Annotated in this window: 9 protein-coding genes and 1 tRNA gene; 3 read left to right on the top strand and 7 right to left on the bottom strand. The window is 59.3% G+C overall.

Going from position 1 to position 14,738, the window contains the following annotated elements:
* Positions 1-76: 76 nt before the first annotated feature.
* Positions 77-1,654, bottom strand: a complete 1,578-nt coding sequence (ffh, locus tag HMPREF2980_RS05395) for a signal recognition particle protein (RefSeq protein WP_070634727.1) — start codon at positions 1,652-1,654, stop codon at positions 77-79.
* A 347-nt stretch (positions 1,655-2,001) separates the two neighbouring features.
* Here ffh and HMPREF2980_RS05390 point away from each other — a divergent pair.
* A tRNA-Leu gene (locus tag HMPREF2980_RS05390) sits at positions 2,002-2,084 on the top strand.
* A 202-nt stretch (positions 2,085-2,286) separates the two neighbouring features.
* Here the strand turns inward: HMPREF2980_RS05390 and pyk are convergent.
* Positions 2,287-3,750: a pyruvate kinase gene (pyk, locus tag HMPREF2980_RS05385; RefSeq protein WP_070690574.1), complete on the bottom strand. Its 1,464-nt coding sequence runs from the start codon at positions 3,748-3,750 to the stop codon at positions 2,287-2,289.
* A gap of 522 nt (positions 3,751-4,272) precedes the next feature.
* Here pyk and HMPREF2980_RS05380 point away from each other — a divergent pair.
* Positions 4,273-4,845: a flavodoxin domain-containing protein gene (locus HMPREF2980_RS05380; protein ID WP_049352442.1), complete on the top strand. Its 573-nt coding sequence runs from the start codon at positions 4,273-4,275 to the stop codon at positions 4,843-4,845.
* A gap of 628 nt (positions 4,846-5,473) precedes the next feature.
* A complete protein-coding gene (locus tag HMPREF2980_RS05375; RefSeq protein ID WP_070690572.1) occupies positions 5,474-7,396 on the top strand; it encodes a GH25 family lysozyme in 1,923 nt (640 codons plus the stop codon).
* A gap of 935 nt (positions 7,397-8,331) precedes the next feature.
* On the opposite strand, the gene adhP is transcribed toward HMPREF2980_RS05375, so the two are convergent.
* The 5 genes from adhP to trpB all read right to left on the bottom strand — a co-directional run bounded on the left by adhP (position 8,332) and on the right by trpB (position 14,717).
* On the bottom strand, positions 8,332-9,372 hold the full coding sequence (adhP, locus tag HMPREF2980_RS05370; RefSeq protein ID WP_083313506.1) for an alcohol dehydrogenase AdhP: 1,041 nt from the start codon (positions 9,370-9,372) through the stop codon (positions 8,332-8,334).
* 422 nt (positions 9,373-9,794) lie between these two features.
* Positions 9,795-11,177 carry a phosphoenolpyruvate synthase gene (locus tag HMPREF2980_RS05365; protein ID WP_070690571.1) on the bottom strand — a complete coding sequence of 461 codons (1,383 nt, stop codon included), beginning with the start codon at positions 11,175-11,177 and terminating at the stop codon, positions 9,795-9,797.
* Between the two features lie 323 nt (positions 11,178-11,500).
* Positions 11,501-12,529: a prolipoprotein diacylglyceryl transferase gene (gene lgt / locus HMPREF2980_RS05360; RefSeq protein ID WP_012903350.1), complete on the bottom strand. Its 1,029-nt coding sequence runs from the start codon at positions 12,527-12,529 to the stop codon at positions 11,501-11,503.
* On the bottom strand, positions 12,529-13,383 hold the full coding sequence (gene trpA / locus HMPREF2980_RS05355) for a tryptophan synthase subunit alpha (RefSeq protein WP_012903349.1): 855 nt from the start codon (positions 13,381-13,383) through the stop codon (positions 12,529-12,531). The genes lgt and trpA overlap by 1 nt, the downstream gene beginning before the upstream one ends.
* On the bottom strand, positions 13,383-14,717 hold the full coding sequence (trpB, locus tag HMPREF2980_RS05350) for a tryptophan synthase subunit beta (RefSeq protein WP_044150341.1): 1,335 nt from the start codon (positions 14,715-14,717) through the stop codon (positions 13,383-13,385). The genes trpA and trpB overlap by 1 nt, the downstream gene beginning before the upstream one ends.
* Positions 14,718-14,738 lie beyond the last annotated feature (21 nt).

Raw genomic sequence — 14,738 nt, 5'->3', positions numbered from 1 at the left:
GCACCATACCGGTACGGGTGCGCCCCGTCACCACGTGCGCACCCGTACCACCCCTTACCGGGGCTCATATTTGCTCTTACTGCAGGAACTTCTCAAAGCCCTTCGGCAGGTTCATGCTGGACAGATCCATCTCCTGGTTCTGAGCCTGCTGACCGAATGCAGCACCGGCGCGAGCCTGCTGCGCCTTAGCTGCTGCCGCCTCCTGCGCCGCACGCTTCTGCGGGTTGCCGGAGCGAGCCTTCTTCTTCTTGTTGCTCTTCGCGTTCTTACGAGCGCCACCCGCCGCAGCCGCCATACCGGGCATCTGCATACCACCGGGCATGCCGGGCATCTTGCCCGAAGCGAGCTTCTTCATCATCTTCTGAGCCTGAGCGAAACGCTCCATCAGCTGGTTCACCTCAGACACGGTCACACCCGCACCCTTAGCGATACGGGCACGACGAGAACCGTTAATGATGCGCGGAGCCACACGCTCGTGCGGGGTCATGGAGCGAACAATCGCCTCCACGCGGTCAATCTCGCGCTCGTCAAACGCCTCAAGCTGCTGACGCATCTGAGCCGCACCGGGCATCATCATGAGCAGCTTCTTCATGGAACCAAGCTTACGAATCTGCTGCATCTGAGCCAGGAAGTCCTCAAAAGTGAAGTCTTCCTGATCGATGAACTTCTTCGCCATGCGGTCGGCTTCAGCCTTATCCCACTGAGCTTCAGCCTGCTCAATCAGAGTCAGGATGTCACCCATATCCAGGATGCGGCTTGCCATACGGTCCGGGTGGAACTGCTCAAAGTCAGTGACGTTCTCACCGGTGGACGCGAACATAATCGGCTTGCCGGTCACCGAAGCCACCGACAGCGCCGCACCACCGCGGGCGTCACCATCAAGCTTAGACAGGACCACACCGGTGAAGTCCACGCCCTCGTTGAATGCGTTAGCGGTGTTCACGGCGTCCTGACCGATCATCGCATCGATGACGAACAGAACTTCGTGCGGCTCAATAGCGTCACGAATGTTACGTGCCTGCTGCATGAGCTCAGCGTCAACACCCAGACGACCCGCGGTATCGACAATCACCACGTCGTGCAGCTTAGCGCGAGCCTCAGCCACACCGTCACGCGCCACCTGCACGGGATCGCCGGTGGGTACGTCAAACTCGCTGGTCACACCGGGGTGCGGCGCGTACACGGGCACGCCCGCACGCTCACCAACAACCTTCAGCTGGGTCACCGCATTGGGGCGCTGCAGGTCGGATGCAATCAGCATCGGGGTGTGACCTTGGCCCTTCAACCAGTGAGCCAGCTTGCCCGCCAGGGTGGTCTTACCGGCACCCTGCAGACCCGCCAGCATGATGATGGTCGGGCCGCTCTTCGCCATGTTGATGCGGCGGGTCGAACCGCCGAGGATGCTCACCAGCTCCTCGTTCACGATCTTGACGATCTGCTGGGAGGGGTTCAGCGCCTCGGAAACTTCCGCACCAAGAGCGCGTTCCTTCACGTGGGCGGTAAATTCGCGGACCACGGGGACGGCGACGTCAGCGTCGAGCAGGGCGCGGCGGATTTCGCGGACGGTTGCATCAATGTCTGCCTCGGAGAGGCGGCCCTTGCCGCGCAGGTTCTTAAAAGTTGCCGTCAAGCGGTCGGAGAGAGAATTGAACACGAGCCGTGATCACTTTCTTAACGTTGAGGTGGCCCCCAGCCGCGAAGGCGAACGGGGATGGTTAGTCAGTCTTTAAGGATACAGGATGCGCGCTTTCTCCCCCGCCTCCACCTGTGGATAAGTGGCACCGGTTCACCCTGAGCTCAGGATTTACACTCAACGTCCCCTCCCGCACCCCTCAGCAAATGTGTGGCAGGTACCAGACTTACCCCCTCATAGAGGCGCGACAGAAACCCTCAGTAGATGTTCCGCGCCCCGCCTCAGCCTGCTCAACACGTCCGATAGATTAGATTTTCTAGACAGCCTGGGTTAGAATTCTAAAGGTGTTACGCACAAATGCGTGATACGCCCGAGTGGCGGAATTGGCAGACGCGCCTGACTCAAAATCAGGTTCTTCGGAGTGTGGGTTCGAGTCCCACCTCGGGCACCAACGCAAAAGCGGCGGGAAAGCCTCAAGCTTTCCCGCCGCTTTTCTGTATCCGCTTATACGCCGCCCGCTGACCGGATGAGGCCCTACACAGACACAAAACCGCCGCCCGGCCGTGAATTCACGACCGGGCGGCGGTTCTACATACCGAGCGTACAAGCGAAGGATTACCCTCAGCTACGCATCGGAAAGATTGGTAAACGGCTTAGCGCTTGACCTCGTTCTCCTCGTAAGGACGCAGAGCCTCGCGCTCGCCCTCAGCACCGTAGACGCGGTGTACCTGAACCATGTTGGTGGTACCTGCGCGACCTGCGGGAGCACCGGCAGCAACGACGACCAGGTCGCCAGCTTCTGCCAGATTATTCTTCAGCAGGTACTCGTCCACGAAATGGAACAGACCTTCCTGATCGGTGATCATCTCAACCTGCTCAGCGTCAACGCCCCACAGCATGGACAGGAAGGAGCGAACCTTCGAGCTGGTGGTGAACGCGACAATCGGGGTCTCGGGACGCAGACGTGCCAGACGACGTGCGGAGTCACCGGACTGGGTGAAGGTTACGATGAGCTTTGCGTCCAGCTGGTCAGCGATGTTCACTGCTGCGCGGGTGATTGCGCCACCGCGGGTGCGGGGCTTGCGGTCCAGCTCGGGCACGCGGTACAGGCCACCCTTTTCGGTATCCTGAACGATTGCAGCCATAGCCTGCAGGGTCAGGATCGGGTACTTACCGACCGAGGTCTCACCGGAGAGCATCACAGCGTCTGCACCGTCGAGGATTGCGTTAGCGCAGTCAGAAACCTCTGCACGGGTGGGGACGGGGTTGTCGGTCATGGACTCGAGCACCTGGGTTGCCACGATGACGGGCTTTGCCCAGCGGCGTGCCATGTCGATTGCCTTCTTCTGGACGAGGGGAACCTCGGAGAAGGGTAGCTCAACACCGAGGTCACCACGAGCGACCATGATGCCGTCGAACTTGTCGATGATGTCCTGCAGGTTCTCAACTGCCTGGGGCTTCTCGATCTTGGCGATGACGGGTACGCGGATACCCTCTTCGTCCATGATCTTGTGGACGGGGTCAACGTCTGCACCGGTACGAACGAAGGAGAGCGCAATAATGTCTGCACCCATCTTCAGTGCGAAGCGCAGGTCGTTTGCGTCCTTCTCGGTCAGCGCGGGCAGGGAGACTGCTGCGCCGGGCAGGTTGATGCCCTTGTTGTTGGAGATGGGACCACCGACGACCACGCGGGTGCGAACGCGGGTGGGAGTTACCTCAATAGCTTCGAGGCGGATCTTGCCATCGTCGAGCAGGAGCTTGTCGCCGGGCTTTACGTCGCCGGGCAGGCCCTTGTAGGTGGTGCCACAGATTTCTGCGGTACCTTCAACGTCTTCGGAGGTGATGGTGAAGTCTGCGCCGGGCTCAAGGTATTCCTTGCCGTTTGCGAAACGCTCGAGGCGAATCTTGGGGCCCTGCAGGTCGGCGAGGATTGCAACGTCCTTACCAAGCTTTGCAGACTGTTCACGGATGGTGTCGTAGCGTGCCTGGTGCTCGGCGTGGTCACCGTGGCTCATGTTCAGACGGGCGACGTTCAGGCCAGCCTTGATTGCCTCGGAGATCTTCTCGGGGGACTCGATTGCCGGACCGATGGTTGCAACGATTTTTGCGCGCCTCATGTACCTAACCTTTGTGTGTTGTTTTGTGTGACCACTGTGGGTTCACACTGATTTTCAGGGGAAGACTGACGTCAAATTCCCAATTATTCCCACGCGTTCTAACAGGTAGCCACATGCCGGATGCGTGGGACTCTTTCTCAATTATAGGGGTTTTACACCCTCTTGGGTATGCTTCTCCCAACTCTTTCCACCGAAGAAATTGTGTTTCACGTCGCATTTTGAACGCCACCCCTCTTCCATCGAACACGCCACAGAAAGTCGATTTTCACCCCCACCACCCCCGCCTCGCCCGGAAAGTAGATTAGGGTACTTTTTACCCATACTTAGCCCCTACTGCGCAATATTTAGTCACACTCGAGAACCTTCGATTGTATTTCAAAAACATAGAGACACTCAGAGTGGGCTATGAGAAGATAGATAGGGCATCCAAGAGCTGGGCGATTTCACATTTTCGCGCGCCTAGCCTATATTGGAACCCATAATTAGTATTTGAAATGCGAAATATATCTGGAAGGTTCACAGATGACTACTCGCGTGCTGATTATCTTCGGCTCCACCTACGGCTACACCGAACAGTACGCCACCTGGCTGGCAGAAGATCTGCGTGCACTCCCGCAGGCCCCCGAGGTTGAGACTGTCCCCGCCTCCAAGGTCACCCCCGAGCAGGCTGAGGCATTCGACGCTTTCGTCATTGCCGGCAGCGACTACGGTGGATTCCTCAACGGCGCACCGGCACTTCGCAAGAAGATTCTGCCGGTCATTGCGCCCAAGAAGAACCGCACCGCGTTCTTTACCGTCTCCTTCACCGGTGAATACTCCAAGAAGCTGCTGGACAAGGCCGTCGCCAAGAGCTACACCCCCGAACTGACCGAAGGTCGCCCCGTCTACCACCTGCGTGGCGGCATCGACTTCGACAAGATTTCGCTGGCTCACAAGACCGCCCTGAAGGGCCCGGTGCGCGCATGGCTCATGGCGAACCCGCACCCGAACGAGGGTATTCAGCAGATGCTCGAATGCTACAAGACCGGCAAGGCTGAGTACATCGATCGCGAGACTCTCAAGCCGCTGATCGAGGACATCGCGAAGTTCCTCTAAGCCTTTCGGGAAACACAAGCTTTCGCCTCTTCCCACCCGTCTCTTTCAGCCGGACATCAGAACCTGAAGGAGCGGGCGGGAAGAGCCGAGATAAACGTGCCAACAGGCACCATATACGTGGTCGATGACTCTTCATCTCTCCTGCATCGACCATGCAACTCCGGGTGCCGGTGCGAGGCCGCGCCAAATACAGTACCCGGAACATGAGGGGTGGGTCTTTGTGTGTGCGGCCCACCCCTTTCCTTATGCCCGCAAGCCAAAGCCCCTGCAGTTCAACCTCCGACAGAGCAGTCCACAGAATGAAATTCGCAATGCCCCGGCGTGTCACCCACCTAAAATTTTGTCCCAAAAACTTGAGCCAATAAATGCACCGACAAGCCACAAAGTAAAACAGACACCCCAAAGATTCCAGGTTACTGTGCACTCTGCGAAAGATATGCCGCCAGAATGACACCCCAAATCATTGCGCACATCGGTGCAGGTACCGTACGCTGTTAGCTGTGTCAGCCGCTTGACATACCCGGCAACCGACACACATCACTTCAAATACCCCACATATTCACTCGTGCCAGAAGCCCCCGCACAGGGCCACATCGGCACATCCACCTCTCAAACACAGGCAAAATCTATGAAGAAACTCCAGACTGCCGCGCGCTCCGCAGCAGCCCGCTCCATCATGGCGTCCGCAGTCACCCTGGTCGCCGCATCCCTCACCTCCGTTCCCGCCGCCTTCGCCGCTCCCAGCGCGAGCGCAGCCGCAGAGGTCAACCTCGGCGCATCCTACGAGGAGCTCAGCTACGCCCCCGCCCCGGATGCATCCCTGGTCGAACGCTCCAACCCCGCCATGGGTGCGGGCGAGCGCGAACGCCTGGGCACCGCGAACGCACGAACCGGCGCCACCTCCCCCGCTTCTACCGCAACTCTGAGCGGTATTTCCGCGACCCAGAGCTCCGCGCAGGGTCTGGGAGCTGGTCGAGCTCCGGCAGCCGGTCAGTCCCTGGCTCAGGGCCGCTCCGCGTGGACCCCCTCCGGCGGCACCCTCGGTATGGACGTCTCCTCGCACCAGCAGAACGTGGACTGGGCGAGCGCCTACGCCGCAGGTTCCCGCTTCGCCTACGTGAAGGCGACCGAGGGCGGCTACTACACCAACCCCTACTTCGGTCAGCAGTACAACGGTTCGGCACAGGTCGGCATGGTGCGTGGCGCCTACCACTTCGCAAACCCCCGCACCTCCTCGGGTGCCGATCAGGCACGCTACTTCGTGCAGAATGGTGGCGCGTGGACTGCCGACGGCAAGACCCTGCCCGGCCTGCTGGACATCGAGTTCAATCCCTACCCCGCCTACGGCAACACCTGCTTCAACATGACCCCGGCGCAGCTGACCGCCTGGACCCGCGACTTCGTGGACACCTACCGTTCGCTGACCGGTCGCGACCCGATGGTGTACACCGCAACCTCCTGGTGGTCGCAGTGCGTGGGTTCGCAGCAGTTCGGCGTTCTGCCACTGCACCTGGCGAGTTACTCCACCGTGGTCGGTGCAATTCCGGCGGGTTGGAGCGGCTACGACATTTGGCAGTTCACCGATTCGGGCCCGTTCGTGGGTGACTCGAACTTCTTCCCCGGCACCGTGAACGATCTGAAGGTTCTGGCGAAGAACCCGAAGGCTGTGCACCGCAACTGGTCGAACGGCCAGGACCGCACGGTTGAGGAGCGTGCGGCAAAAGATCGCGCCGCTCAGGATTCGAACGTGGTGACCACCGCGACCGGCTCCATTGATATTCGCACCGGCATCGGTAACTTCTGGAATAAGAATCGTTCCTTCTACGGCAACCCGATTGGCACCGAGTACTCTCTGGGTCACGGCGTGTATGCGCAGAAGTTCACCAACGGCAAGACCATCTACTGGACGAACTCTCACGGTTCGCACTGGCTGGTCACCAACGGCGGCCTGGATCATAAGTTCCGCTCGGACGTGGCACGATTCCGCGGCCTGGCCACCGACGAGGAAACCCGCTCCGACACCATCGCAGTCTCCTTCGCTAACGGTGAGGGCGCCTACTGGTCTGCCGCTACCGGCACCCACATCATCAATGAGCGCGGCTCCATCTACGCGACCTGGCGTGCAGCTGGCATGAGGGGCGTGCCCACCACCGACGAGCAGAACCTGGGCAACGGCCTCATCAAACAGGAGTTCACCGGCAGCACCACCTACGTGTGGTCCGCGCAGACCGGCACCCACCGCATGCACACCGGCGGCGCGTTCTACCACCGCTTCCTGCAGCACCGCGGCGCCTGGGGTGCACCGGTGACCGACGAGACTGTCACCTCCACGGGTGCTCAGATTCAGTTCGCCTCGGGTAAGGTACTGCTCTGGTCGGATGCGTACGGTGCGTACGAAACCAACGGTAACGGCGCGATTTTCAAGCATTGGGAGAAGAATAGCGCCCGCTACGGTGCGGCACGCGGCGACGAATCCTACGTGAACGGCGTGTACTACATGGACTTTGAGCGCGGCACGATCCGCTGGACCGCGCAGCGTGGAATCTACTAAACAGCGTGGAATCTACTCAACAGCACGGCAGCTAATAAACACTACAACGTGCATATAAAAACGAGGGGCACCTGGCAGAGGTGCCCCTCGTTCTTTTGCTACAGGAAGCATCTTCTGAACAACACAAAAATCAAGATGCGTTCTGCAGCGGGTGGGTTACCGAGTGAGTAGAGAACCCGGCTATGTTACCCGTGCCGGCAGGTAAATTTATAGCGTGGCGGGTGTGCCGCCTCGAAGTCATGCAATGTCCTAAAAGCCCCGGATTAGTGTGGCGGACATAGTCCCCATTGACTATGTCCGTGGGGCCCACACTAATCTTGTGAGACCTCACCCCGAAGGTGTCTAGAGGGGCGCCTGACCGGAAGTAAGGACTCAACGGTGAATAACGGCACGGTACGAAGATGCTGAAATTCACCCGGGTATGGCGTTCCGGGAGAAGGAATCGATATCTAGGAGGGCCGAAACCTTCACACGTCATATCCCGTTACATCTAGGGTAGGTGTAGGCGCACGCGAAACCTATCTCTTCGGCAAATATTACGCCTCAACCAGTGGTTGAATGTTTACAATACAAGTATGCATTTTGAGGCCTATAGATGTCAAACAAAATGCTATATTGAACTAATTTAGTGAGAATTTTGAGATAATCCACCGGATATTTCAAAAATAAATTCCCACATATATTACGTTTAGGTGCCTAGTACTCACAGAGGAATTCGGCTCCTCACGATAACGACTCTCAACAACCCGGAGCCCTAAAACGCCGCATTAAAAACACTAGGACGCACCCCGCGTCGTATGCACAGCAGAAAGAGTACCCCTACTCCCCCGCCACACGGGATGCGCCCTAGGCGCTATAACCATCGAAACTACCGGCAAGACCCCAGCCGAGTGAGATCTTGAAGCCCTACCGGGCGCCTCGAACCATCCGCTAGCTTAGAGGCTAGCGAAGTCCAGAACCATACGGCCGGTAATCTTACCCGCCGCCATTTCCTCGAAGACAGCCGGTGCCTCGTCAACCTCACGCAACTGAACCACCGGAACCACGATGCCGTCAGCACCGAACTGGAACGCCTCCGCCAGATCCTGACGGGTACCCACCAGGGAGCCCACCACGCGGATGCCGTCCAGAATAATCTTCACAATGGACAGCTCCATCATCTCCGAAGGCAGGCCAACAGCCACCACGGAACCGCCTGCGCGAACCGACTCAACAGCCTGGTTGAACGCAACCTTCGACACCGCGGTCACCACAGCAGCGTGAGCGCCGCCGCCGGTCAGCTCGCGAATACGAGCCGGAACATCCTCAACCTCACGGCCGTTGATGACGTGATCAGCACCGGTCTCACGAGCCAGAGCCAGCTTGTCGTCGTTGATATCAACAGCAATAACCTTGGCGCCGAAAACCTTCTTAGCGTACTGAACAGCCAGGTTACCCAGACCGCCAGCGCCGTAAGCAACCAGCCACTGACCCGGGCGAACCAGCGACTCCTTGATTGCCTTGTAGGTGGTCACACCAGCGCAGGTAATGGAGCTTGCCTGTGCCGGGTCAAGACCCTCGGGAACCTTCACAGCGTAATCAGCGGTCACCAGAGTGTACTCACTCATGCCGCCATCGACCGAGTAGCCTGCATTCTTCACCGAACGGCACAGGGTCTCACGGCCCGAGGTGCAGTACTCACAGTGGCCGCAGCCCTCGAAGAACCAAGCCACCGACACGCGATCGCCTTCCTTCAGGGACTCAACACCCTCACCGACCTTGACGACACGACCAATGCCTTCGTGGCCCAGAATACGACCCGGAACCTCACCGAAGTCACCGGAAGCCACGTGCAGGTCAGTGTGGCACACGCCCGAGTACTCAATCTTCACGAGCGCCTGGCCGTAACCGACAGCCGGAACGGGAACCTCACGGACAACAACCGAACCGTCAACCTTCTCAGGGACAACAACAGCCTTCATGGTTTCCTTGCACATGACCTAAACTCCTTAGTCATCGGTGGCCGCGCTCAAGCCGCAATCTGCAATCTGCGCTGTGCAACCTAGCGGGGTGAGCGCGCGTATTCTTTACATTTCCACCGTAAAATGAGGAGCCCCCAATCTAAAGGACCTTCCCCGAATATGACAGAGGGGTTAGATAGAGGCGTTCTCACGAGCAAGGATGAGCTTTCGATAAGGTCCATTCCGACCAATGCGCTAAACCGCCAAAGGTTGATATGACGCTATGACGAAACAACACAGAAGATGAGAATGCCTCCCAAACAAGCGGCTTGGGAGGCACTCAGAAAAAATTTAAATATTAAGTTTGAGGCGCATACCACCCTAAAGAAAGGGTTCAATCTGCACCTATACGATTCCTACAGGCTCACAGGAACTCTTAGCCGATGAGACTTAGCTGCCTAGAAGCAGAAAGCAACCTCAATATAACCAGCACCGCGCTCACCCGGACCATTCGGAGCATTCAACGCCCAACCCAGATCCATGATGCGCACCGTAGTATCCATGAACGTACCGCCGCCAGCGCCACCGCCAGCCAGCTGCACCGAACCCACCGCGTAGCGGGCACGAGCCGCATCATTATTCCACTTCTGCGACACCACACGAGCCGAAACGCTCAACGCAGCACCCGAGCCGCCGCCGCCATAACCGGCGCCACCGCCTCCAGAAACCACCGACTGGTAGCCGTTAAACAGCTCGCCAGCATTCGACGGGCGGTTATCGACACCCTCCGGAGTCTGATCCCACTGGTACGAATAGCTCGCCACACCATCGGCGCCCTTCGCGCGGAAACCGCTCGCACCCGCCGCACCGGCAGTCGCAGTGCTCACCAGCTTCTGGGTGGAGGTGCTCGAAAAACCAATCACCGAACCATCAGCAGTCGGCGGGTTCAGCTTCTCACCGCCAGCGCCGCCCACACCACCGGCGGCACCCGAACCCGGGTTCACCGTCAGAATCGGATTAGGCTGCGCCTCATACGAGGTGAAACCAACAAAACCGGGCGAACCGTCGCCGTCACCCGAACCAGCGCCACCACCGGTGCTGAACTGGTGCTCGCCACCGGAGCTATCGAGCGAATAGTGCGCGGTCGGGCGCACAGCACCCGCATTCGCGGGGTTCGGCAGAACCGTCGCATACGACGCCAGAACGCCAGCACCGCCGCCGCCACCGGCAACAATCATCGGCACGCCATCCACCTCAATAGCGGACGAACCACCCCCGGACGCCGAATACAGCACAGCGCTCATGCCGCCACGACCGGTCACACCGCCAGAAATGCGGGTCAAATCATTAATCGCAGAAACAACGTTTGCGGGAACCGGCGAAGAAGCCTTCGAGGAGCCACCCACACCGTAGCCGTCGCCGCCCTCAGCGGGCTTCAGCTCACCATTACCAATACCGCCCGAACCGGCCGTCAGAGTAATAGTCTGGCCGCCGCGCACAGCCATAGAACCCTCCACCATGGCACCGGAACCGGCATCAGCCACAGTGTAGTTCGTGCCACCGGCACCGCCCACAGCGGTAAAACGCATACGCTTAGCGCCCGCAGGAACCGTCAGCACGGCTACCTTCTTCACGCCGTCACCGGCAGTGATCATCGTCGAATCCTCGTAAGGTCCGGTGCACTCGCCTTCCTCATCAGACGCCGCATACGCCGGAATCACCGATGACGCCACAACAACCGGGGCAGCCCACGCCGCACCAGCCACCAGACGACGACGGGTCAGACCCGGACGAGAAGAAGGAGAAATGGGGCGCGAAGAATCGCCGGCAGAAGAGCTCACGATAAAAATCCTGTACGTTGAGTGGGTGTTTCTAAACGCAGACGCGACGGGCGTTCGAAGAGCCTCATACTCCTTACACGGAGCCTCATACTCCTTACGTGGGTGCCCGCCACACGCAATACCTCTATTATGCCTTCTCAACAGCCCAAATCCACGCAGGGTCCCGGCACATGCCACCATGAGAACATCCACCAGCAAGAAACAGACAGCAAGCACAAATAGCGGGCACAAAAAACCGCCGGACAGGGGCGCTCCCCCATCCGGCGGTTTTTCTATGAAATTTAGATGGAGCTAGAAGATGAAAGCTAGGAGCCCTTTGTCAGCTAGGAGCCCTTCGTCGAAGACTCAGAAGAGTCAGAATCCTCGGCGGGCTCTGCCTTCTCAGATGCCTTCTCGGATGCCTTCTCGGATGCCTTCTCCTCAGCGCCCTCTACAGACTCATCTGCGGCAGGCTTCGGAGCGAACTCCGCCGGAGCCGGCTCAATACCCGCAGCAGCCTTCGCCGCAGCACGACGACCAGCCACCACAAAACCAGCAGCACCCAGCAGAACCAGCAGCAGAGCAGTCCACACGTGAATACGAACGCCCCAGAGCATCTCCGAGGTATCAATACGCAAGAACATCTCAATGAAGAGGCGACCCACACCGTAGTAGAACACGTACAGCCACAGGGTCTGACCCAGCTTCAGCACGCCCTTACGGCCCAGCCACAGCAGCAACGCCACACCCAGCAGGTTCCACAGCGACTCGTACAGGAACGTCGGATGGAACAGCGTACCCGCCGGATACTGGGTCGGGAAATTACCGCTCGACGCGCTAATCTCCAAGCCCCACGGCAGAGTCGTCGGCTTGCCGAACAGCTCCTGGTTGAACCAGTTACCCCAGCGGCCAAACGCCTGAGCCAGCAGAATACCCGGCGCTACCGCATCCGCAAAAGCAGGGAAATTCATGCCATAGCGGCGGCAACCATACCAGGCGCCCAACGCACCAACCGACACGGCACCCATAATGCCGATGCCGCCCTCCCAAATCTTCAGGAAAGCCCACGGATCAGCAACATTCGGACCGAAATAGCTACCCGGGTCAGTAATCAGCACATGGTAGGCGCGGGCACCAATAATACCCGCCGGAATAGCCCACATCGCCACGTCAAAAACGCGCTCAGGGGTACCACCCGCCGCCTTCCAACGGCGAGAACCCAGCCACAAGCACACCGCCATACCCGCAAGAATACACAGGGCATAGAAATGCACACGGAACGGGCCCAACTGCAGGTACGAAACGCTCGGAGAGGGAATCGAAGCCAGCACGTTAGCTACCGGCACGCTCGCCAGCGACAGCACATCAGACATTAGCCTTCACGCCCCGCCAGCTCACGGGTCAGCTTAGCCACCGCCTCAACACCGCCAGAAGCCAAAGCCTTCACTAGCGCAGTACCGACAATCACGCCGTCCGCATACTCGCCAATCTCCTCAACGTGGGCACGAGTCGAAACGCCCAGACCCACGCACGCACGAGGCGCACCGGCAGCCTTAATGTCCGCAACCAGGGTGCGAGCCGCCTCCGACACGGAGGTGCGGGCACCGGTCACGCCCATCACCGACACGGCGTACACGAAGCCGCTCGACGCCTTCGCAATAGTCGCCAGACGCTCCGGCGAAGAAGACAGAGCAGCCAAGAAAATACGGTCCAGACCGTACTCATCAGAAGCTTCAAACCACGACGACGCCTCATCAGGCACCAGGTCCGGGGTAATCATGCCCGCACCGCCGGCAGCCGCCAAATCACGCGCAAAATTCTTCACACCGTACGCCAGAACCGGGTTCCAGTACGTCATCACGACAACCACCGCGTCGGTCGCCTCGGTAATGCGGCGGACCGCCTCAAACAGCTGAGGAAGCTTGAAACCGTTCTCCAGCGCCACGCCGGTAGCCTTCTGAATCACCGGGCCATCCATGACCGGATCAGAATAAGGCACGCCCAGCTCAATAATGTCCGCGCCGTTATTGCCCAGAGCAATCGCCGCGTCAATCGACTCGTCCAGGGTCGGGAAGCCCACCGGCAGGTAGCCAATCAGCGCCGCACGGCCCTGCTTCTCGCACTCAGCCAGACGAGCCGCCAGAGGCGACTGCGCATTCGGAGCGGGGAAAGAACCATCCAGCACCGTAAAAGGTGCCGCCTGAGAAATAGCGTCCTGGTAGCTCATTACTTAGCCTCACTTTCAGCCTGTGCGTTCTGTGCAGCGGATGCGGCAGCTTCCTTATTACCGGTCATCAGGGTCGAGGACGGAATCGCCTTACCCAGACCGAACCACTTCAGCGCGGTCTCCATGTCCTTATCGCCACGACCCGACAGGCAGACAATCATCGTCTTCTCACGTGCCGCCTCCGGATCCTCAGCAACCCAACGCTGGCACACGCGCAACGCGCCCGCCAGAGCGTGCGAGGACTCAATCGCCGGGATAATACCCTCGGTGCGGCAGAGCAGACGCAGAGCGTCCATCGCCTCGGTGTCAGTCACCGGCTCGTAAGTCACGCGACCAATATCGGACAGGTAGGAGTGCTCAGGACCCACACCCGGGTAATCCAGACCAGCAGAAATCGAATGGGACTCAATGGTCTGGCCGTCCTCATCCTGCATCAGGTAGGTCATCGCGCCGTGCAGCATGCCCGGGCGGCCCAGAGTAATGGTCGCCGCGTGACGGCCGGTCTCCACGCCGTCACCGCCAGCCTCAAAACCGTAAATCTCAACCGAAGAATCGTCCAAGAACGCGTGGAACAGACCAATCGCGTTCGAACCGCCACCCACGCAGGCAGCAATACCATCGGGCAGGCGGCCAGTCTCAGCAAGAATCTGCTCGCGCGCCTCCTCACCGATAGCGTCGTGGAAGAAACGCACCATCGCCGGGAACGGGTGCGCACCCGCAGCGGTACCCAGCAGGTAGTGGGTGTTCTCAACGTTCGAAACCCAGTCGCGCAGCGCCTCATTAATGGCGTCCTTGAGGGTGCGGGAACCGTTCTGAACCGCAATCACCTTCGCGCCCAGCAGCTGCATACGAGCCACGTTCAGCGACTGACGCTCAGTGTCTTCCTCACCCATGTAGACCACGCACTCCATGCCAAACAGCGCAGCCGCAGTCGCAGTCGCAACACCGTGCTGACCCGCACCGGTCTCAGCAATCAGACGGGTCTTACCCATACGCTTAGCCAGCAGAGCCTGGCCAATCACGTTATTAATCTTGTGGCTACCCGTGTGGTTCAGGTCCTCACGCTTGAGGAACACACGCGCACCAGCATGCTCAGAGAACTTCGGAACCTCAGTCAGCAACGACGGACGGTTCGAATACTCAGCAGAAAGACGCTGGAACTCAGCAATGAACTCGGGGTCGTTCTTCGCCTCGTTAAAGGTTGCCTCCAGCTCATCCATGGCGGCAATCAGTGACTCGGGCATCCACCGCCCGCCGTACTCACCAAAATAGGGGCCGGGGGCATTCTTCAACGACTCGCCGTTGAGGAAAGCATCTGCCAGGTTCTCGCTCATCACTATTCCTTCCCTGGATGG

Source organism: Rothia sp. HMSC076D04, assembly GCF_001814645.1.
Taxonomy (GTDB): Bacteria; Actinomycetota; Actinomycetes; order Actinomycetales; family Micrococcaceae; genus Rothia; species Rothia mucilaginosa.
The sequence above is the reverse complement of the archived record's forward strand: the minus strand, read 5'-3'. Positions and strand labels throughout refer to the sequence as shown.